At 71.5% G+C, this 19511-nt stretch carries 19 protein-coding genes; 6 read left to right on the forward strand and 13 right to left on the reverse strand.

The genetic code is table 11. The features are described 5' to 3' along the window. Window positions 1-54: 54 nt before the first annotated feature. The 3 genes from ACIBH1_RS30190 to ACIBH1_RS30200 form a co-directional block, all read right to left on the reverse strand. The gene (locus ACIBH1_RS30190; protein ID WP_397317346.1) at window positions 55-3045 is read right to left on the reverse strand and encodes a BTAD domain-containing putative transcriptional regulator; all 2991 of its coding nucleotides are present in this window, start codon (window positions 3043-3045) and stop codon (window positions 55-57) included. Between the two features lie 169 nt (window positions 3046-3214). Then, window positions 3215-3619, reverse strand: a complete 405-nt coding sequence (locus ACIBH1_RS30195; protein ID WP_397317347.1) for a PH domain-containing protein — start codon at window positions 3617-3619, stop codon at window positions 3215-3217. Between the two features lie 122 nt (window positions 3620-3741). Then, window positions 3742-4113: a DUF5997 family protein gene (locus ACIBH1_RS30200; protein ID WP_397317348.1), complete on the reverse strand. Its 372-nt coding sequence runs from the start codon at window positions 4111-4113 to the stop codon at window positions 3742-3744. Window positions 4114-4167: 54 nt separating this feature from the next. Between ACIBH1_RS30200 and ACIBH1_RS30205 the strand changes: the two genes are divergently transcribed. Next, window positions 4168-4863, forward strand: coding sequence for a LysR family substrate-binding domain-containing protein (locus ACIBH1_RS30205; protein ID WP_397317349.1), 696 nt, complete (start codon window positions 4168-4170; stop codon window positions 4861-4863). 40 nt (window positions 4864-4903) lie between these two features. Then, window positions 4904-5530: a uridine kinase gene (locus ACIBH1_RS30210; RefSeq protein WP_397317350.1), complete on the forward strand. Its 627-nt coding sequence runs from the start codon at window positions 4904-4906 to the stop codon at window positions 5528-5530. On the opposite strand, the gene ACIBH1_RS30215 is transcribed toward ACIBH1_RS30210, so the two are convergent. The 6 genes from ACIBH1_RS30215 to ACIBH1_RS30240 all read right to left on the reverse strand — a co-directional run bounded on the left by ACIBH1_RS30215 (window position 5502) and on the right by ACIBH1_RS30240 (window position 13040). Further along, complete coding sequence (locus ACIBH1_RS30215) at window positions 5502-7454, reverse strand: FG-GAP-like repeat-containing protein (RefSeq protein WP_397317351.1); 1953 nt, start codon at window positions 7452-7454, stop codon at window positions 5502-5504. The two genes, ACIBH1_RS30210 and ACIBH1_RS30215, sit on opposite strands and share 29 nt — an antisense overlap. Window positions 7455-7551: 97 nt before the next feature. After that, window positions 7552-8529 (reverse strand): aldo/keto reductase, encoded by a 978-nt coding sequence (locus tag ACIBH1_RS30220; RefSeq protein ID WP_397317352.1) that lies wholly within the window; start codon window positions 8527-8529, stop codon window positions 7552-7554. Then, a complete protein-coding gene (locus ACIBH1_RS30225) occupies window positions 8526-10244 on the reverse strand; it encodes a polysaccharide lyase family 8 super-sandwich domain-containing protein (RefSeq protein WP_397317353.1) in 1719 nt (572 codons plus the stop codon). Before ACIBH1_RS30225 ends, ACIBH1_RS30220 begins: the two co-directional genes overlap by 4 nt. Window positions 10245-10256: 12 nt before the next feature. Beyond that, entirely contained in the window at window positions 10257-10736 is a 480-nt protein-coding gene (locus tag ACIBH1_RS30230; protein ID WP_397317354.1) for a flavin reductase family protein, read from the reverse strand. Continuing rightward, window positions 10733-11956: a styrene monooxygenase/indole monooxygenase family protein gene (locus ACIBH1_RS30235; RefSeq protein ID WP_397317355.1), complete on the reverse strand. Its 1224-nt coding sequence runs from the start codon at window positions 11954-11956 to the stop codon at window positions 10733-10735. The genes ACIBH1_RS30230 and ACIBH1_RS30235 overlap by 4 nt, the downstream gene beginning before the upstream one ends. Before the next feature lie 100 nt (window positions 11957-12056). After that, entirely contained in the window at window positions 12057-13040 is a 984-nt protein-coding gene (locus ACIBH1_RS30240; protein WP_397317356.1) for an AraC family transcriptional regulator, read from the reverse strand. 140 nt (window positions 13041-13180) lie between these two features. On the opposite strand from ACIBH1_RS30240, the gene ACIBH1_RS30245 reads away from it, so the two are divergent. Then, window positions 13181-13360 carry a YegP family protein gene (locus ACIBH1_RS30245; protein ID WP_181615343.1) on the forward strand — a complete coding sequence of 60 codons (180 nt, stop codon included), beginning with the start codon at window positions 13181-13183 and terminating at the stop codon, window positions 13358-13360. A 33-nt stretch (window positions 13361-13393) separates the two neighbouring features. Here the strand turns inward: ACIBH1_RS30245 and ACIBH1_RS30250 are convergent, their stop codons facing one another. Beyond that, entirely contained in the window at window positions 13394-13630 is a 237-nt protein-coding gene (locus ACIBH1_RS30250) for a DUF6011 domain-containing protein (protein WP_397317357.1), read from the reverse strand. Window positions 13631-13718: 88 nt separating this feature from the next. Further along, window positions 13719-14561, reverse strand: coding sequence for an alpha/beta fold hydrolase (locus tag ACIBH1_RS30255; protein WP_397317358.1), 843 nt, complete (start codon window positions 14559-14561; stop codon window positions 13719-13721). A 51-nt stretch (window positions 14562-14612) separates the two neighbouring features. Here ACIBH1_RS30255 and ACIBH1_RS30260 point away from each other — a divergent pair, with 51 nt between their 5' ends. After that, window positions 14613-15209, forward strand: a complete 597-nt coding sequence (locus tag ACIBH1_RS30260) for a TetR/AcrR family transcriptional regulator (RefSeq protein WP_397317359.1) — start codon at window positions 14613-14615, stop codon at window positions 15207-15209. A 96-nt stretch (window positions 15210-15305) separates the two neighbouring features. Here the strand turns inward: ACIBH1_RS30260 and ACIBH1_RS30265 are convergent, their stop codons facing one another. Together ACIBH1_RS30265 and ACIBH1_RS30270 are read right to left on the reverse strand one after the other, a co-directional pair. Further along, window positions 15306-16640: an MATE family efflux transporter gene (locus ACIBH1_RS30265; RefSeq protein ID WP_397317360.1), complete on the reverse strand. Its 1335-nt coding sequence runs from the start codon at window positions 16638-16640 to the stop codon at window positions 15306-15308. Between the two features lie 7 nt (window positions 16641-16647). Then, the gene (locus tag ACIBH1_RS30270; protein WP_397317361.1) at window positions 16648-17589 is read right to left on the reverse strand and encodes a phosphotransferase family protein; all 942 of its coding nucleotides are present in this window, start codon (window positions 17587-17589) and stop codon (window positions 16648-16650) included. 196 nt (window positions 17590-17785) lie between these two features. Here ACIBH1_RS30270 and ACIBH1_RS30275 point away from each other — a divergent pair, with 196 nt between their 5' ends. After that, window positions 17786-19048, forward strand: a complete 1263-nt coding sequence (locus ACIBH1_RS30275) for an ATP-binding protein (protein WP_397317362.1) — start codon at window positions 17786-17788, stop codon at window positions 19046-19048. 70 nt (window positions 19049-19118) lie between these two features. Further along, window positions 19119-19511: a hypothetical protein gene (locus ACIBH1_RS30280; protein ID WP_397317363.1), complete on the forward strand. Its 393-nt coding sequence runs from the start codon at window positions 19119-19121 to the stop codon at window positions 19509-19511.

Consider the following 19511-nt stretch of genomic DNA (forward strand, 5'->3'; position numbering starts at 1 on the left):
CTCCAATCGGGGGATCTGTTGTGGCCAACGATCCCCCGACGGGCTATACGCGCCCTATACGGAGCGATACGACCTGATCTGCCCGGCGAGCGGGAGACCCATGTCCTCGGCCAGGGGCAGCGCACGCGCCCAGCGCAGGTCCGCCTGCACGTGCTCGCCGAGGGCGTGGTGGATGAGCGCCAGCCCGTTCAGCGCCCTGGCCTGCTCGTACCTGTCGCCTCGCGGCTCGGCCAGGGCCAGCGCCACCTCGTAGTGGGCACGGGCCTCCCGCAGCCGGCCGCCGTGCCGCAGGATGTCGCCGTAGTCGACCCTGACCTCGCACTCCAGCTTGGCGTATTCGAGCTCGACCGCGATGTCGTACGCCTGCCGTACGCAGGCCAGCGCCTCCTCCTGGCGGCCCGACACCCGCAGCAGCTCGGCGCGGGCCTGCAGCGCGGTCGCCTCCCTGGCCCGCATCCCCGCCTCGCGCGCGCCCGCGATGGCGAGCTCCGCGTGGGCGAGCGCCCGCGAGTGGTCCCCGAGGGCGATGGCGGCGCGGGCCGCGCTGGTGGCGGCCTGGATCACGGCGTCGGTGTGGTCCAGTTCCGTGGCCAGCGCGATCGCCCGCTCCAGCACCTCCAATGCCTCCCGCTCACGTCCGAGGAGCGTGAGCACGTCGCCGTGGAAGGCCATGACGACGGCCTCGGTGTGCCGCTCCCCTGCGGTGCGCGCCCACTCGACGCTTCGCGCGAAGCCCTCCGCCGCCTCGGCGAACCGGCCTGTCCGCTGCTGGAGCGAGGCCAGGAATCGCCTCGACGACCAGGTGAGGCGCTCGTCGCCGAGCTCGTGCGCGACAGTGCCCGCCCGCTCGGTCAGCTCGACGGCCCGCGACAGGTCGCCGGTGTGCGAAAGGCTGGAGGCCAGGTTGAGCAGGCTCAGCGCGAGCAGGCGCCGGTCGGGCAGCCGGCCCGCGAGCGACACCGCCGCCTCCTCCAGCTCCAGGACATCGGCCGGATTGCCCACCTTCATCGCGAAGACGCCCAGGTCGCGGGTGAGGTGCCAGGCGGGCAGCTCCAGCCCGAGCGCGCCGGCTCCGCGCACGGCCGCCACCAGAGACACGTTCTCCTCGGCGAACCAGGCCGCGGCCTCCTCGGCGCTCGTCAGGGCCGGGACCTCGCCAGGCGTGCGCCGCAGTCCGAGGTGGAGGGGCATGCGGCCGGGCTGGAGGAGGTCGGCGCCGATCCTGGCGGTGTGGGAGAAGAAGTCGAGCACACGGTTCACGGCCGCCAGCCGCTCGGGCTCCGGCTCCTCCGCCAGCGCGCGCTCCGCGGCGAACTGCCTGATCAGGTCGTGGAAGGTGTAGCGGCCCAGAGCGGGCTGCTGCAGCATCTGCGCGTCGAGCAGCGCCTCCAGGAGCAGGTCGGCCTTCTCCAGGGGCACATCGGCCAGCGCCGCGACCGCGTAGGCGTCGGTCTCGACGCCCGGCGTCAGGCCGAGCAGCCGGAACAGCCGCTGCTGGTCGGTGTCGAGCTGCTGGTACGACAGCGTGAAGGCCGCCTCCACGCTGCGGTCGTGGCTCGATAACTCCGCCAGCCTCCTGCGCTCGTCGCGCAGGCGGCCGACCAGGCTCTCGACCGTCCACTGCGGCCGGTTGCCGAGCCTGGCGGCGGCCAGGCGGATCGCGAGCGGCAGCCGTCCGCACAACTCCACCGCCTCGGCCACCGCCTCCGGTTCGGCCAGCGCCCGCTCCCCCACGATCGCGGCGAACAACGACGCGGCCTGCGCGGGCGGCAGCACGCCGAGCACCAACGGCCGGATCCCGTCGAGGTCGGCCAGCCTGCGCCGCGAGGTCACCAGCACGAGACAGCCGGAGGATCCGGGCAGCAGCGGCCGTACCTGCTCGGCGCTGACCGCGTTGTCGAGCACGATCAGCATGCGCCGCCCGGCCAGCTCGCTGCGCCACAACGCCGAGCGGGCGTCGAGCCCGGACGGGATGCGGTCGTCGCCGACGCCGATCGCGCGCAGCAGGACGGCGAGCGCCTCGGCGGGGTGGGCCTCCTGGTGCCCTGCCGTGTGCGCGTGCAGGTCGACGAAGAGCTGGCCGTCGGGATACCACTCGGTGAGCCGGTGGGCGACCCGTACGGCCAGCGCCGTCTTGCCCACGCCCGCCATGCCGTCGATGGCGGTGATGACCACGACCCCGTCGGCGGGGTCTTCCTCGTCGAGCCTGGCGAGGATCTGGGTGATCTCCGCCTGGCGTCCGGTGAAGTCCGGCACCGAGCGCGGAAGCTGCGCGGGCCTGCGCCTGCTCGGTCCCGGGTTCAGCTCCAGCGCGGGATCCCTGGCCAGGATGCGCCGGTGCAACTCCGCCAGGCCGGTGCCCGGCTCCAGCCCGAGCTCTCCCGTCAGGCGCTGCCTGGCCCGGGTGTACGCCTCCAGGGCCTCGCTCTGCCGCTGCGCCCGGTAGAGCGCGAGCATGAGCTGGCCGGTGTAGCGCTCGCGGTAGGGATGGGCCTGGGTCAGCGCGGTCAGCTCGCCGATGACGTCGTCGTGCAGCCCGAGCGCCAGGTCGGCCTCGGCGCGGTCCTCCAGGGCCGCCAGCCTCAGCTCCTCCAGCCGCACGGCCTCCTCGCGCAGGCACAGCTCGTCGGCCAGGTCGCCGAAGGCCGGTCCGCGCCACAACGCCAGGGCCTCGCGCAGGACCCGGCTCGCCATCGCCGCGTCGCCCGCCGCCAGCGCCTGCGCTCCGGCCTGCGCCTGCTCGGCGAACCTGTGCGCGTCGAGCGCCGACGGGTCCGCGGCCAGGGCGTAGCCGGGCCGGCCCCTGCCGGTGATGGTCTCGGGGCCGAGCACCCGGCGCAGCTGCGAGACGTGCTGGTAGACGTTCTCGATCGCCGAGGCGGGGGCGGCGTCGGCCCACAGGGCCTCGACCAGCCTGTCGACGTCGACGGCCCGGCCGGGCGAGCAGAGCAGGACAGCCAGCAGCAGCCGCCGCTTGGGCGGCCCCAGCGGCACCGCCTCCTCGCCCGTGTACGCCGAGACCGGCCCCAACACTCCGAACCTCATGGTGCCCCCGGCGGTGCGCTGTGTCGCAGCGATGCTGCCAGTCGGGCGCGGCTGTGGCAAGAGGTTCTATATGCCCCCGTATAGGCCGCAGAACAGGCCGCGAGAGGCCCGCCGCGCTTCCCGCCGAACTCGATGACGATCTTGCCTCGGGCGCCTGCGGCTCGGGATGTCACTCCCCCGCCGGCCCCCGGCTCTGGGCGCGGGCGATCAGGTGGCACAGGCCGTGGGCGTCGGGCACGTCGTGCAGCTCGATGCCCGCACCGTCGTCTCGCGCGGCCCCGAACACGACCGACCCGGAACCGTCGCCCCTGACGCCTGACGGCACCGGCGGCGGCAGCTGGTGCAGGTAGGCCGAGCCCACCCGGCCCCCCGACTGGACGATGACCCGCTGGTCGGTGACGGTGTAGGACGCGCGGGCGAGGCCGGCGAGCAGCGGACGGCCGGCGATGGTCAGGCCGGTGACGACGAACGCCGCCCCGATCAGGATGCCCATCACATCCGCGGCGACAATCGCGGTCAGGGTGAACCAGCCGGTGCCGGTCAGCCAGATGACCATGAACAGCACAGTGATCACGGTCGATGCGTTGAAACCCCGTAAGCGCCGCCTGGACTCCCCCGTCCACAACACGCGCTCTGAGGGGAACAGCAGATCCCCTGCCATGCCCTCAGTGTGAGCACGGCCGGCCGCCGTGACAACTACTGATCCTTGAGCCGCCGGGCTTCCTTGCGCACCTCGGCCTGGATCGAGCGCTCGTGCTCCAGCCACGCCGGGTTCTCGTCCTTGAGCTCGTCGATCTCCTCGGTGGTGAGCGGCCCGTCGATGCCCGCCCTGGCCAGGCCGGAGATCGAGACGCCCAGCTTGGCCGCCACGACCTGCTTGGGGTGGGGGCCGTTGCGGCGAAGGTCGGCCAGCCATGCCGGCGGCTGGGCCTGCAGAGAGTTCAGCTCCTCGCGGGAGACGACGCCCTCCTGGAACTCGGCGGGAGTGGCCGACAGGAGTACACCCAGCTTCTTGGCCGCGGTCGCGGGCTTCATCGTCTGGGTGCTCTTCTGCTTGGCTGAGGTCATGGGTCAAGGGTAGTCAGTCGGCCACGCTCGTCCGGACATCGGTACCCTGAGCGAGTGAGTGACGGCAAGGAGTTCCGGCTGGCCTACGTGCCCGGTGTGACACCCGCGAAGTGGGTCAGGGTCTGGGCCGAGCGGGTGCCCGACGTCCCGCTCACCCTGATCCAGGCCCCTCCGGGCGAGGTCGCGGCGCTGCTGCGCGACGGCGGCGCCGACGCCGCGTTCGTGCGGCTGCCCGTCGACCGCGAGGTGCTCAGCGCCATCCCGCTCTATCTCGAGACCACCGTGGTCATCGTGCCCAAGGACCACGCGGTGGCCGCCGCCGACGAGGTGACCGTCGCCGACCTGGCCGACGACGACGTCTTCCACCCGCTCGACGACACTTTGGAGTGGGCCGAGCGGCCGGGGCAGCCCGCCTTCACGCGCCCGGAGACGACCGCCGAGGCGGTCGAACTGGTGGCGGCGGGTGCGGGGCTGCTGGTCGTGCCGCAGTCGCTGGCGCGCCTGCACCACCGCAAGGACCTCACCTACCGCACGGTCGTGGAGACGCCGCAGTCGCAGGTCGCGCTGGCCTGGCCGACCGAGGCGACGACGGATCTGGTGGAGGACTTCATCGGCATCGTGCGCGGGCGCACGGTCAACAGCTCGCGGGGCCGCGCCCAGGCCGACGATCCGCCGCGCCGTACGCGCAAGCCCCCGCCGCCGGGGAGGAAACCCGCGCAGGGAAGCGGAAAGCGGCGCCGAACTCGGTGAATGTCGGTTTGTTCGCACCTGTCCGATAAACTGGTTGTCCGTGAGCCTGCGTCCGGTGGTACTCGTGACCGGCCCCTCCGGGGTCGGGAAATCCCTGTTCGCTCAGCGGACCGGCCTGCCGGTGCTCCGGCTGGACGACTTCTACAAGGAGGGGCACGACCCGACCCTCCCGCTGCTGCCCGACGGCAGCGCCGTCGACTGGGACTCCCCGCTCTCCTGGGACGCCGACGCCGCGATGCAGGCGGTGCTCGCCCTGGCGACGACCGGCCGGGCCGAGCCGCCGCGCTACGACATCTCCACCAGCTCCCGCGTCGGCGTCGACCACGTCGACCTGGGTGAGGCGCCCGCGTTCGTCGCCGAGGGCATCTTCGCCGCCGAGCTGATCGCCCGGTGCCGCGAGCACGGCGTCCTGGCCGAGGCGCTGTGCCTGCGCGGCAAGCCGATGCAGACCTTCCGCCGCCGGCTCTGGCGCGACCTGCGCGAGGGACGCAAGTCGCCGTTCTTCCTCGTACGGCGGGGCTGGATGCTCATGCGTGCCGAGCACTCGATCGTCGAGCGCCACCGCGCCCTGGGCGCCCGCGTGTGCGGCAAGCCGGAGGGCTACACCCTGGTCGAGCCGTTCGCCCGGGCCGAGCAGGTCACCAGGCCGCTCTCCACCCGGAGCTGACCGGGACGGCCGCCCCGAACCCGAGGCCGCCGGTGCCGTTCCACACGTGCAGCGTCCCGGTCTCGGCGTGCACCGCGACCAGGTCGTCGCGCCCGTCGCCGTTGAGGTCGCCCGCCGACACCAGGCTCTGCGCGTACGGCCCCCAGCCGGGGCCCGAGCTGGAGCCGGGACCGTAGGTGTCGTTCCCCGTCCCCTTGCGCATCGACAGGCGTGACGGGTCGTCCTTCCTCACCAGGATCAGGTCGCCGATGCCGTCGCCGTCGAAGTCGCCCGCGACCGGCCGGTGGTAGCCGGTCAGCCCCTGACCCAGCCACGCGGTGAGGGTCGCGGGGACGGCACTGGCGAACTGGTTGCCGCCCTGGCCGTGCCACACCTGCAGGACGCCGGTGTCGCGGTGGACGGCGCCGATGTCGGGCCGCCCGTCGTCGTCGACGTCGCCCAGCGACGTCAGCGTCTCGGCGTACGGCTCCCAGCCCGGCCCCAGCCGCGCGGGCTCGGCGAAGGCGTTGCCCCCGAGGCCCTTCCACACATGCAGGTGGTAGCCGTCCTTCCTGGCGGCGAGCAGGTCGGCCACGCCGTCGCCGTCGAAGTCGCCCGCGACCGGCCGCGTGTAGGCGTCCCAGCCGCCCCCGGCCGGGACGGGCGCGCCGAAGCCGTTGGATCCGGTGCCGTTCCAGATGGTCAGCGTGCCGGTGGCGGTCGAGAACAGGTCGCCCGTGCCGTCGCCGTCGAAGTCGGGCTCCGCCGCCGCCCCGACGCCCGCGACCTCGGGGTTCTCCGCGTGGGTGAGGGTCTCCCAGCCCAGGAAGTGCGAGACGCCCGCGGGCCGCTCCCGCTGGACGAACTGCTCGGCGTACGGGAAGTCGCCGTAGCCCAGGCGGGTGCTGAGGGCGTTGAAGCCCACCTCCAGGTGCGCGTCCAGCCGGTCGAGCTCGACGTCGCCGCCGCACAACCACGACGGCACCTTCCTCGTCAGCTCCACCTTGGCGTGCAGGTCCATGGCGCGTCGCAGGCGGTGCTTGGCCTTGCCGTACAGGTCGAGTCCCTGGATCGCGGCCGTCTCGGCGACGTGGGAGATCGCCGCGATGCCCCAGCCTGCGTACCAGAAGTCGCGGCAGGTCTCCTGGGTCAGGCCGTCGACGAACGTGCTCTGGTCGTGCCAGTAGTCGATGATCTCCGCTTTGGTGTCGTAGGTGCTGCCGGGAGGCGCCTTGGGCAGGGAGCCGTCCGTCGAGAGGTAGATGTAGGCGGGCAGCCTGCCGTGCCAGGTCCTGACGGCCCTGTCGAAGGAGGCGCGGTCGTCGAGGTGGACGGCGATGCCGATGGCGGCGTCCGTCATGATCAGTTCCCAGTTGCCGTTGTTGTTCGGCGCGCCCTTGATCACGGTCGGCAGGTAGACGGTGCGCAGCTTGCCGGCGAACCTGGCCGCCTGGGACCAGCCCGGATAGGTGTGCTTGACGAGCTCGGCGGCACGCGAGAAGTTGGCGCCCGCCCAGCCGGTCTGGAGCGGCGCGTTGGCGCCGGTGTGCTTGGTGATCACGGCGGACCAGGCGTCCATGATCTGGATCGCCTTGACGGCGTAGCGCGGGTCCTTGGACAGGTACCAGCGCAGGGCCAGCGTGTAGGCGGCGTTGGCGTCCTTGCGCTCGTCGGAGCACCCGTTGTCGGGCTTCGACGAGGGGCCGCAGTTCACCTCGGCGCGCGGGTGCGGGGTGTACGTCAACGACGCGTACGAGCTGTTCTGCAGGGCCGCCCAGGCCGACTTCCACGGCTCCCTGCCGAGGTTGGCCCTGACGAAGTCGAGCTGGGCGCGACTGACCAGCACGCCCGGGTGCGTGAACGCCGCCGCCCCGGCGGGCGCCGGGACGGCCAGGCAGCTCGCCACGATCATCGCGGCGACGAGGAGCGGACGGATCGGGCGCATGGGTCTCCTTCGGGGGAAGCAGACCCATCCAAGTGAGCCACGTGATCACCCGTCAACGGGCTGCGCGGCCGACATACCCGGCGCATACCATTCGCGCTCAGTTCTCCAGGTTCGCGGCTCCCGCGCCGTAGCGGTCGCCCCTGACCGCGTCCGCGGGCACGGCCGCCTCCAGCGCGGCCAGCTGCTCCCCCGTCAGGACGACGTCGGCCGCCGCCGCGTTCTCCTCCAGATAGCGCAGGCGCTTGGTGCCGGGGATCGGGATGACGTCCTCGCCGCGGGCCAGCAGCCACGCCAGCGCCACCTGCGCCACCGTCACTCCGGCCTCCGCCGCGATCTTCCGCACCTCGCCGACCAGCTTCTCGTTGTGCTCGGCGTTCTCCCCCGCGAACCTCGGCAGGTGGCGGCGGAAGTCGTCCGCCGGCAGCTCGCCTGCGGCCACGCCGCCCAGCAGGCCGCGGCTGATCGGCGAGTAGGCGACCAGGGCGATGCCCAGCTCCCTCGCCACCGGCAGGATCTCCCGTTCCAGGCCGCGGGTGAACAGGGAGTACTCACTCTGCAGGGCGGCGATCGGATGCACGGCGTGGGCCCGGCGCAATGTCTCGGCGCCCACCTCCGAGAGGCCCAGGTGCCCGACCTTGCCCTGCTCGACGAGCTCGGCCATGGCGCCGACGGTCTCCTCGATCGGGATGCCGGAGTTGCGGCGGTGCATGTAGTACAGGTCGACGTGGTCGACGCCGAGACGGCGCAGGGAGCCGTCGATGGACTGGCGCACGTACTCCGGCCGCCCGTCGACCGCCCGGTAGGCCGGGTCGTCGGTCCTGACGATGCCGAACTTGGTGGCCAGCACGACCTCGTCCCTGCGGTCCCTGACGGCCCTGCCGACGAGCTCCTCGTTGCGGCCCCTGCCGTACATGTCGGCCGTGTCCAGGAAGTTCATGCCCAGGTCGAGGGCACGATGGATGACGGTGATGGACTCGGCGTCGTCGGCGGCGCCGTAGAACTCGGACATGCCCATGCAGCCGAGCCCGATGGCGGACACCTCGGGGCCGGTCCTGCCCAGATGACGCTTTCTCATCTCCTCATCGTGCGTTCTAGAGTGCGCTCTAGGTCAAATCGGCGGGTCGCGCCTGAGCCCGGGAGTGTCACCGGCGTGCCGTTGACCGTGACGTGCCCGCCCCGGTGCAGCGGGCAGGCGGCGTGGCCCGTGGTGCCGTCGATCTGCAGGAGCACGGGGCGGTCCACCGTGATCCCCTCCACGGCGCCGGGCTCGTGGAAGACCGCCTGGATCCGGCCGCCGTGCCGTACGGCCTGGACCTGAGGGTTGTTGGCCAGGACGGTCACCTCGTCGTCGCCCGCCTGGTAGGCGTAGGTGCCGGTGCGGGCGTGGTCGAGCCAGAGCTCCATGACCTCGGCCGTGATCTCGCGATCCGGCTGGGAGCGGTTGATGTCGGACCAGCGGCCCGTCCTCGTCCCGGTCCTGACGGTGAGCTCGCCCGGTTCGAGCAGGCGGTAGGCGCGGGCCGTGGGCAGGGCCGTCTGGTCGATCGTGGTGTGGACGTCCGCGCCCGTGATGCCCGCGCCGAGGGCGACATATCCGTCGTCGAGGAAGAACCACGCCTTGCGCGCCGTCATACCGTCGCGCTCCAGATGCATCGCCGCCATGCCGTACCAGCCGTCGGACAGCACCCCCGCGAACGGCGAGCCGCCCCTGTCGCGATCGAGACGGTTGGGCGCCGGCAGGCCGGGGCCCTGGACGGCCGTCGTGCCCGGCACGTGCCGCCAGTCCAGGACCGGGCAGAGGTCGGGATGATCCTCGCCCTCGCGCCACAGGTGGAGCGCGCCGTCGCACAGGTGCCGCCCGCCCAGGCCCTCGCCGTTCATCGACTCCGACAGGACCGTGCGCGTCGACGACAGCTTGACCGCCGCCGACCACCTCGGGCGGAAGACGGCCAGGTAGTCGGAGCGCCAGAACGCGCGGGCGCCGCTGGGCCGCTCGAAGCGATCCAGCTCGCCCGCCCTCGGCGCGCCCGCGCGCACCAGCGCCTCGGTCGCCCCCGAGAGCTCGCGCGCCTGCCCCGCGTTGCCCTCCCGCGAGCTCTCCCTGCCCATGCAGGCGATGTCGTAGCGGCCGCCGTGGACCATCCAGCGCTGGCCGTCGAGGAGGAAGCCGGCCAGGACGCCCAGCGCGTGCGGCGAGAAGGCGTACGGCGTGCCCGCGGCCAGGTCGGCGAAGGCCGCCGTGTCCACGGCGAAGGCGTGGCCGTACCCGCCGTTGTACAGCTGGGGGCCGTGCTGGTGGAAGCTGAGGTCGGGCTGGACGCCCTCGGCCTCGCCGGTGGTCAGGAGGGCCTCCACGCGCGCGAAGGCGTCGGCGAGGCCCTCCTCGTCGCCGGTCAGCAGGCAGCGGCGGATCGCGACCTGGGCGGCCCAGATCAGGTTCTGCCCCGTCATGTTCTCCCAGGTGGCCCTGGCGAGGATGGAGGTAACGGCGTCGCCCGGAGTGTTCAAGATCAGCGCCACGTCACCCAGCAACCTGGGGGCGCCGAGCTGGTTGTACCACCAGTTGGGGCAGACGGGGTCGAGGTCGAGCCAGGCCTGGAGGGCGGTCGCGGCCTGGCCGGGGGCCGAGGCGGCCAGGGCGCGGAGGCGGACGAGGTGCTCGAACGGCGGCCAGTCGGCGACGTCCTGGCCTTCGTAGTCGATGTCCGGCCACCGGCCGTCGGCGGAGGGCGGCTGGGGGGCGGGTGAGGCGGCGAGGGAGGCCAAGAGTCGCGATCTGACGGTGTCCATGCGAGGCCGATGCTAGCCTCCGGCCCGCACCCGCGCCGACTCCAGTTCTCGATAACGACCCGAGTGGAAGATCAACGGCTCCCCCTCCGACCGCTGGAACCGCTCCACCTCCCCCACGAAGATGTGATGGTCGCCCCCGTCATGCGTCCGCACCCTCCGGCAGACGAAACTCGCCAGCGTCCCCGCCAGCACCGGCAACGCCCCCTCGACCAGCTCCACCCCGGCGAACTTGTCCACCGCCGGCGTGGCGAAGCGCTGCGACAGATGGTCCTGGTCGGCGGCCAGGACATTGACCGCGAACCGCTCGGCCCGCAGGAAGAGCGGCACGCTGGGCGCCCGGTCCGACAGGCACCACAACACCAGCGGCGGGTCCAGCGAGAGCGAGGTGAACGAGTTGACCGTCACCCCGGCCCGCTCCCCCTGCGCGGTGACGGTGGTGACCACGGCCACCCCGGTCGCGAACTGCCCGAAGGCCTCACGTAACGACCTCATGCCGCCACCCGCTCCAGGTAGGCGGCGGCCCGGTCGGCGTCCATGAACCACTCGGAGAAGTCGGCGGGGTCGTCGAACCCATTGACGAAGCGGGAGGCGATGGCCGGCACCTGGCCCGCGGTGCCCAGGAGCGCCAGGTGGTGGGGCTCGGCGGGCGCGAGCAGGGCGTTGGTCCAGGCGGTGACGTGCTGGGCCTGCGCCCAGAACCGGTCGAAGGTGCGGCGCATCCAGGCCGCGTCGAACGGTTGCCCGCCGCGCTCCAGGATGGCCTCCAGGTAGGTGGCGGCGCACTTGGCGGCGTTGTTGCTGCCCTGCCCGGTGATCGGGTCGTTGAGCACGACGACGTCGGCGACGCCGAGGACGGGCGCGCCCGAGGGCAGGATCGCGACCGGGTGACGGACGGTGGGGGCGAAGCGGCCGGTCAGCACGGCGTTGGCGTCGGTGAGCTCGATCCCGGCGCAGCGCTCGGCCTCCCACGGGAAGAAGGTCTCCAGGATCCGGCGGCTGCGCTCCAGGTGCTCGGCGGGGCCGCGCACGTCGTCCCAGCAGTCCATCGGCCCGCCGGGAGCGCCCTCGAACACCATGATCTCGCAGGGGCCGCTGTGCGTGAGCGCCGGGAAGACGAAGTACTCGCCCACTCCCGGCAGGAGGTTGAAACAGACCGCGGAGTGATCGGGCCGCGGGGCGAGGCCGTGCACGTAGGTGACCGCCAGGGCCCGCTGCGGGGTGGCGTACGGCGAGCGTGCCGGGTCGCGCTCGAACAGCGAGGCGATCTGTCCCTTGCCCGCGGCGACGAGCACCAGGTCGTACTGGGCGGCGTAGTCCTCCAGGTCCGCGGCGGTGGCGTCGTGCAGGACGAGCTTGCCGCCGAGCCGTTCGAACTCCGCGAGCCAGGCGGGCATCTTCATGCGCTGGTCGACCGAGCGGGCCGGGGTGTCGAGCCGGGCGGCCCAGCCGATGGCCTTGCCGCCGCCGGGTGCCGGCACCGACAGCTCGATGCCCTCGATCGGCGGGCAGGAGGCCGCCCACAGGTCGAGCCCGAGGGCCCGCTCGTGGGCCTGGGCGGTGCCGAACATGGCCTGGCCGGACATGACCCGGCCGTCGCGGATGGATTCGGGGGTGCGGTTGGAGACCACGGTGACGTCGTAGCCGTTCTGGAGCAGGCCGATGGCCAGGTGCAGTCCGGCCTGACCGGCACCGACGACGAGGATGTTGCGCATGAGGTGTGTTCCTTTTCCGTCTGTAGCTGAAGGGGTGATCGGCGCCTGACAGAAAGGTAGGTCGGGGCGGGCCCGGCGAGCCATCCGCTGAGCGCGGATGTCATCCACCTGGCGCGGCGCCCCTGCGTAACGTCTCCGACGGGGATCGGCCGTACTTCTCGCGATACTGGGCGGCGAAGCGTCCCTGGTGCAGGAAACCCCAGCGTGCGGCCACTGTGGTGACCGTCTCCCTGGCCGGGTCGCCCGCCGCGAGCTCCTGGTGCACGCGTGCCAGCCGTACCTGCCGGAGGTGGGCCATCGGGGTCAGTCCCAGGTGCGCGCGGAAGCCCTCCTGCAGGGAGCGTCCGCTGACCGCCACCGCTCTGGCCACGTCGTCGGTGGTGAGCGGGAGGTGGGCGTGCCCTTCGATGAACTCGACCGCGCGCCGTACGGTCTTCGGCAGCGCGGGTGGCCGCGGCGCGGTCAGCCGTTCGAGGTAGTTGGACGGCTGGCTGGTCAGCAGCGAGGTGATCAGGGCGTTCTCGAGATGCGCGACAGCCAGCGGCTGGGCGGTCAGCCCGTCCTCGTGCTCGGCCTCGCGCACGATGAGGTCGAGCATGCCGCGCCAGGCCCTGGCCCAGCCCGCGGTCATGTCGATGCCGAGGTCGAAGACGACGGGCTGGTCGAGCCGCTCGCCGAGCAGCTGCTGGGCCGCGTTCTCGATCGCGGTGCGCTCGAACTTGACGATCAGCTGGGGGCAGCCGGCGGCCCAGCGCATGTCGAGGTGGCGGGTCGGCGACGGCACCGACGCCAGGGACGGCGTCGAGACGATCTCCGTGTTCCCGCCTCTGATCAGGCTCCGCCCGGCGAGCGGGATCATCACCAGGAAGAAGGTGTCGAGGTCGCCCGGCTCGATGCGCACGTCGGCCCCGTAGTCGAGGTAGTTGACGCGGACCGATCCGAGCTGGACCGAGTTGAACCGGGCCGACAGCAACCCGGCCTCTCCTATCAGGTCCAGCCGGTGCGGGCAGAACACCCTGGCGACCTGGTCGCGGATCTCGTCGAGGTCGGTGCCGGCGAACACCGGCCGGCTGCTGAGAAGCACACCAGATGATCGCGGGAGGGTCGCCGGGCGTTCCACGTAAAAGTACGGCTACCGCTCGCGGAGCCGGTCTCCCGCATACCTCCGGCCGGAAGGGGCAGCAGGATCACACCCGATGCCATTACGGACAAAGGAGACCAATCGTGTCCGCGCGGTTCGTGATCAAGAAGGCCAGCAACGGCTTCCGCTTCAACCTGGTCGCCACCAACGGAAAGATCATCGCGACCAGCGAGTCCTACACCACCAAGGCCAACGCCCTGAAGGGCATCGAGTCCATCAGGACCAACGCCCCCCAGGCACCGATCGAGGACCTGACGAGCTGACCCCGCCCGGCCCGCCCCCCGCGGGCCACGGGATCACCCATCCCCCTCCTCGAACAGGTCGGCCTGCCCGTCGATCTCCCACCCGCGCGGCAGGCCCGAGATCCTCAACCGCCTCCCCGGCTCGATCCCCAGCCGCCTGCGGCAGGTGGGACCGATGACGAAGCCGAGCGACTCCGGATCACGGAGCTTGCGCTTGCAGGCACGGCAGCGGGCCACGTGGCGGACCACCGCCTGCTGCTCCGCATCGCTGAGCAGATCGAGCTGGTCCATGTCACGCCCCTTCGACGATCTTGTACGGCACAGCCAAGCATGCCCGCCTCAGCGCCGCGAACACGCCCTGCCGTACCCGGGGCCCCGATCAGGCGACGCGCGACCAGTCGACGATCTGCTCCACCAGCGCGTCCGGCGCGTCGAGGTGCACGAACGTGCGCGCGCCCGGCACCTCGACGAAGGTCGCGTGACGGAAGGCCCCCTGCAGCCGCCGCCCGAGCGCGGGCTTGAAGGCCCGGTCGGCCCCGCCCCAGACGACCTTCACCGGCCCGTCGAAGTCCTTGAGCCGGGCCGAGACGTCGAGCAGTTCCTTCGGGTCGACGGCCTTGAGGAAGCGCACCGCGTCCCTGCGGACCCCCGCGTTCGTCAGGGACGGCTCGATCCAGGACCGTGTCTGCGCGGCGTCGAGCCGGTTGGCCAGCAGCCCGAACCCGAGCGGCGAGTGACGGAAGGCCTGCCAGCGCATGGGCAGCAGGTTGACCTTCATCAGCCGCTCGCCCTTGAGGAGCTGGAAGATCACGTTGAACGGGAACGGCGGGAAGGTGTCGAACGCGTCGCAGTTCGTCAGCACGACGCGGCCGATCCTGGAGGCGTCGACGGTGAGCAGGAACTGGATGAGCGCTCCCCCGGTGTCGTTGCCCACGAGCGTGACGTCGCGCAGGTCGAGGGCTTCGAGGAAGGCCAGGATCTGCCCGGCCACCCCGCGCGGCGACTGGTCGGCGTCGGCCCGCAGGGGCGTGCGGTGGGCCCCGAGGGGCCAGTCGGGGGCGTAGGAGCGCACCCCCTGGTCGGCGAGGCGGTCGGCGACGGCGGACCAGATCGAGCCGTCGGTTAAGAACGCGTGGACGAAGACCACGGGAGGCGCGTCCGACCGGTCGGGTCCGGCGCTCCGGTACTGGAGCGCGCCTTGTGGCAGGTCGACTGTAAGCATGCGAGAATCCCTAGAAAGATACAACCTGCATGTAACTTACGGACAGACTGTATGCAAATATCCCGCCGCACGCAAGCCGACCGCACCGCCGCGACACGCACCGCCCTGATCGCGGCAGGGAGGAGACTGTTCGCCGAGCACGGCTTCGCCGGAGTCGGCACAGAGACGATCGTCCGCGACGCCGACGTCAGCCGCGGCGCCCTGTATCACCACTTCGGCGACAAGACCGAGCTCTTCGCCGCCGTGCTCGCCGACGTGGAGGGCGAGGTCACCCAGCGGCTCGCCGCCGCGATCGACGCCGACGCCGACTTCGTCACGCTGATGATGCGCAGCGTGCAAGCATGGCTCGACGCCTGCCAGCATCCGGAGGTGCAGCGGATCGTCCTGATCGACGGACCCGCGGTGCTGGGATGGGCGCGGTGGCGCGAGATCTGCCAGCCCCACATCCTCGGATTGATCGAGGGCGTCCTGGCGTTGGGCGTGCAGGACGGCACGCTGAAGGCGCTGCCGGTCAAGCCGCTTGCGCACATCCTGCTGGCCGTCGCGGACGAGGCCGCCCTGTACGTCGGGGCCGCCCAGGAGCCGGAGCCGGCCCGGCGGCAGATGGAACAGGCCATCAGGCCGCTCGTCGAAGCTCTCCTCCGATGAGCGACGGTCACCGTGGCCCGCCATTTCCCCACAAGCCGAGGCCATCGGCGCCCGCCTCCGGGTCAGGCTGAACGCGATGCTCCAGGTCGAGGTGCCCTAGTCGCGCTGCCTGCCGTACCGCCACAACAACCCGGCGGCGGCCACGACCGCGAGCGCTTCGCCGGCCGGCACGCTGATCCAGATGCCCGCGGGCCCGATCACGCCGAGTGCCAGGACCAGCGGCACCTTGATGAGCACCAGGGTCCCGATCGAGATCGCATAGGACGGCGCGGCCTTTCCGATGGCCTGGAAGTAGGCGGAGATCAGCGGCGGCACCCCCGAGAAGACGAAGCCGATCGCGATAATGCGAAGCGCGTCGACCGCAACGGCGACCGTGTCCGGATCATCGACGAAGAACCCCACCAACGGCCTCGCCAGCAGAGCGACGAGCACCGCGACGACGGCCCCGTAAACGACGGTGGCACTCACGGCCAGCACAAGGGTCCTACTGACCCGGTCCGTCAATCCCCGCCCGACGTTGTAGCCGACGATCGGCTGAATCCCCTGAGTGATGCCGAGCTGCGGCATGAAGACGAAAGTCTGCAGGCGCGCGCACACCGCGTAAGCCGCCAGCACCACGACCCCGGCCGTCGCCAGGCGCGCATTCATCAGGCCCGCGAGCAACGTGGCGCCGAACCCCGCGAGAAACGAGGGCGCCCCCACCGCCAGCACGGCCCCGACCGTCGCCGGCCGAGGCCGCAGATCCGCCAGCCGGATCCGGTAGGGCCGATCACGCTGCACGAAGAAGAACCAGACCGCCATCCCGGCCGACACGGCCTGCCCGCCGACCGTCCCCAACGCGGCGCCCACGACCCCCAGACCGCACCAGAAGATGAGGAGCGGATCGAGGACGATCTGCACCACCACAGGCACGAGCCACAACATCGTCGAGAACCGCAACCGCCCCTCAGCCCTGACGATGGCGGAGAACCCGGTCGAGAAGATCGACCCGGCGATGATCACGATCGCGTACGGCCGGGCGTACCCTGCCATCGCCCCCGATCCCCCCAGCAGCCCGAGCAGCGGATCGAGCGCGACAAGTCCCGCCACCGTGGCGAACACCGCCACGGCCCAGAACACCACCATCGCGTTCCCGGCGGCTCGGGCCGCCCGGTCGGGCCTGCCGGCGCCGAGCTCGCGCGACACGATCGACGCCCCGCCGGCGCCCACCGTGGTGGAGATCGCCCCCTGCAGCAGGATGAGCGGCGCGACGAGATTGACCGCCGCCAGCGCCGTCTCGCCGACTCCGCGCCCCACGAACCAGGCGTTGGTCAGCGCGTAGATCCCGTACACGCCCACCGCGAGCGTCGTCTGCGAGCACGTCCACCACAGCAGCCGCCCGATCGGGCGGGTGCCCAGCGCCAGTGCCGCCGGTCCGGGACTGGCCCCCATCAGCGTGTCATCGGGTCCGGCCGAAGCGGGCCATCAGCAGGTCGAGCTGCTTACGCCCGAAGTCGTAGACCAGGGTGTCGGTGTGTCCGCGATACTCGGTCTCGACGATCATGATGACGGCCAGGTACAAGGAGTACAGGCTCCGCCGTACCCGCTCGGAACCCGACAGCTCGCCGAGCCCGTACCCCTCCGTGAAGTCGCCCGGATCCCCGAAGTCCGGCAGGTCGATGCCGGTGAAACCGGCCTCCATGAGGGGATCGCCGTAGACGGCGCGCTCGTGGTCGAGGATCGAGACGATCTTGCCGTCGCGGATCATCGAGTTCTTCGTCCAGAGGTCCATCTCGACGAAGCGCGGAACGGTCACCTCATCGAGCGCGTCCCCGTGCTCGGCCAGCACGGCCCGGATCTCGTCGTAGTCCCATCCGATGTCGACGCGGGCCTTCGCGCCGTCGTCGAGCGTGTCCTCGATCATCTTCGTGAACGCCTCGCGCCAGGTAGCCGCACCCGGGCCCGCCAACGGGCCGAAATGCGGCCCGACGATCGAGTTCAGCTCACGGTTCAGCGCACCCAACTGCTGCCCTGCCGCACGAACCACGTCGGGCGCCAGCCGCCCCTCCGCGGCCGCGATGCCGAAGTTGTCGGCGTCGATGTACTCCATGAAGAAGTAGTCCGCGTCGATCAGCTCGCGTGACAGGTCGGCGTGATCGACGCGCGGCACCGGCACCCCGGTGCGCTCCCGGACCAGGGCCATGGCCGTGAGCTCGTTGCGCATCATGTCGTGCTCGCGGGTCAGGACCGGCACGTGGGGAGGCGGGGCGATCTTCAGCACCACGTCCTCGCCGTCGCGGAGGCGGATCCGGTAGATGACGTTGAACCAGCCGTGGGTGATCTCCTCGGCGAAGTCGTCGCCGTCGGGCACCCGGGCGGGGCCGTACGCTCGCTCGATCATGCCGCGGAGCGTCGCCGGAGGCTGGCGGTACTTCGTGGTGCTCTCCACTGAGCGCTCCCATCAAGGCCGAGGGTGAGCGGATCCTACAAGAAACCGGCATATGTACCGGTTCTCGGCGTCCATCTCCCCATGAACATTGCGACCATTTCACCGTGATCATGGCGACGAATTCACCGCCACCTGCCATCATGAACACATGGCCACACCTCTAGGCCGGCTCATCCGGCGTCACGCCGAACAGGCGGTCGCCGACGCCCTGACCGACACCCGAGTCGTCCTCGTCAACGGCGCCCGGCAGTCCGGCAAGAGCACCCTCGTCAGGCAGGTGGCCAAAACGGACAACACCGAATGGCGCGACCTCGACGACCCGCTCACCCGCCAGGCGGCCCTCAGCGACCCCAGCGGATTCGTGGACTTCCCCACGAGGATGGTCATCGACGAGATCCAGCGAGCCCCGGAACTCCTCCTCGCCATCAAGTCGCAGGTGGACGCCCGCCCCAGCCCCGGCAGATACCTCCTCACCGGTTCATCCCGCCTCATGGCGCTGCGCGGACTGCCCGACACCCTCCCAGGACGCATGGAGACCATCGAGCTGTGGCCCTTCTCGCAGGGCGAGATCGACGGCCGGCCGGACGGCTTCATCGACGCGATCTTCACGCGCGGCCCCGAGCTGCGCCACTCCTCCACGGTCACCCGCGCGGACTACGCCGAGCGCCTCGTCCGCGGCGGCTACCCCGAGGCGGTCGCCCGCCCCAACGCCCGCCGCCGGCAGCGCTTCTTCGACTCCTACGTGGGCGACCTGATCAACCGCGAGGTGATGCAGCTGTCGGAGATCGAGCGCACCGCGGAACTGCGCGCCCTGATCAAGCTGCTGGCGACCCGATCGGGCCAGCTGCTCGTGATCCAGGCCCTGAGCCGCGAACTCGGCCTCCCGGGCACCACCACGACGAGATTCCTCGCGCTCCTCGAAGAGGTCTTCCTGGTCAAACGGGTCCCCGCCTGGTCGAAGAACATCAACAACCGGGCCGTCCACACCCCGAAGATCGCCTTCGTCGACTCAGGGGTGGCCGCGAGCCTCCTGGGCGCCGACGCGCACGGCCTGCTCCGCCCTGGCTCCGCCTTCGGGCCGCTGCTGGAGGGCTTCGTCCTCATGGAACTGGCCAGGCAGACGACGTGGTCGGACACCCTGGTGGAGCTGTTCCACTACCGGACCAAGGACAAGGTGGAGGTGGACGCCGTCCTGGAGACCCGCCAGGGCCGGGTCGTGGGCATCGAGGTGAAGGCCGCTTCCACGGTGCGCGCGGACGACTTCAGAGGGCTGCGGCACCTGGCCGAGCGCGTGGGCTCCGACTTCGTGGCCGGGGTCGTCCTGCACACCGGCACCCAGACGTTCTCCTTCGGAGACCGGCTCCTGGCCGTTCCGGTGAGCGCCCTGTGGGAGACCCACGCACCCGGCTAGCCGATCTTTGTCGTGGCCACCTGCTAGAGATGGTGCCGTACCTCGAGCCCACGCAGAAACAGGACCATCGATGACATCCGTGACCTTCCGCGACGAGACGGCGACCGGCCGGGCCTTAGCCGAGTTCTCCCTCCCCGGCCTGCCCGAGCGGATCTCCGCCCGCGAGCTCGTACGGCTGCGCGTGCGCGAGGAGGTGGCCCGCCACAACGCCGCCCCCTCCCGGCACTTCCGCGGCCTGGTCACACCGACCGATGCCGAGCGCGACCTCAACGGCCACCGACTGCGCGCCGCCCGCAAGCTCGACTGGGAGAAGCAGGCAGCCGCCGCCGAGGCCGCGTTCGCCCGCAACGGCTTCCTGCTGCTGGTCGGCGACCGGCAGATCGAGGACCTCGACACCGAGATCGACCTGACCGCGGACCCGGTGATCTCCTTCGTCCGGCTCATCGCTCTGGTCGGAGGCTGA

Source organism: Nonomuraea sp. NPDC050663 (genome assembly GCF_044456985.1).
Classification (GTDB): domain Bacteria; phylum Actinomycetota; class Actinomycetes; order Streptosporangiales; family Streptosporangiaceae; genus Nonomuraea.

Bases quoted from the DNA above. Each gene is read 5' to 3' on its own strand.
- ACIBH1_RS30190 (WP_397317346.1), bottom strand. From the start codon at position 3,045: ATGAGGTTCGGAGTGTTGGGGCCGGTCTCGGCGTACACGGGCGAGGAG.
- ACIBH1_RS30200 (WP_397317348.1), bottom strand. From the start codon at position 4,113: ATGACCTCAGCCAAGCAGAAGAGCACCCAGACGATGAAGCCCGCGACC.
- ACIBH1_RS30215 (WP_397317351.1), bottom strand. From the start codon at position 7,454: ATGCGCCCGATCCGTCCGCTCCTCGTCGCCGCGATGATCGTGGCGAGC.
- ACIBH1_RS30220 (WP_397317352.1), bottom strand. From the start codon at position 8,529: ATGAGAAAGCGTCATCTGGGCAGGACCGGCCCCGAGGTGTCCGCCATC.
- ACIBH1_RS30225 (WP_397317353.1), bottom strand. From the start codon at position 10,244: ATGGACACCGTCAGATCGCGACTCTTGGCCTCCCTCGCCGCCTCACCC.
- ACIBH1_RS30230 (WP_397317354.1), bottom strand. From the start codon at position 10,736: ATGAGGTCGTTACGTGAGGCCTTCGGGCAGTTCGCGACCGGGGTGGCC.
- ACIBH1_RS30235 (WP_397317355.1), bottom strand. From the start codon at position 11,956: ATGCGCAACATCCTCGTCGTCGGTGCCGGTCAGGCCGGACTGCACCTG.
- ACIBH1_RS30250 (WP_397317357.1), bottom strand. From the start codon at position 13,630: ATGGACCAGCTCGATCTGCTCAGCGATGCGGAGCAGCAGGCGGTGGTC.
- ACIBH1_RS30255 (WP_397317358.1), bottom strand. From the start codon at position 14,561: ATGCTTACAGTCGACCTGCCACAAGGCGCGCTCCAGTACCGGAGCGCC.
- ACIBH1_RS30260 (WP_397317359.1), top strand. From the start codon at position 14,613: ATGCAAATATCCCGCCGCACGCAAGCCGACCGCACCGCCGCGACACGC.
- ACIBH1_RS30265 (WP_397317360.1), bottom strand. From the start codon at position 16,640: ATGGGGGCCAGTCCCGGACCGGCGGCACTGGCGCTGGGCACCCGCCCG.
- ACIBH1_RS30270 (WP_397317361.1), bottom strand. From the start codon at position 17,589: ATGATCGAGCGAGCGTACGGCCCCGCCCGGGTGCCCGACGGCGACGAC.
- ACIBH1_RS30275 (WP_397317362.1), top strand. From the start codon at position 17,786: ATGGCCACACCTCTAGGCCGGCTCATCCGGCGTCACGCCGAACAGGCG.
- ACIBH1_RS30280 (WP_397317363.1), top strand. From the start codon at position 19,119: ATGACATCCGTGACCTTCCGCGACGAGACGGCGACCGGCCGGGCCTTA.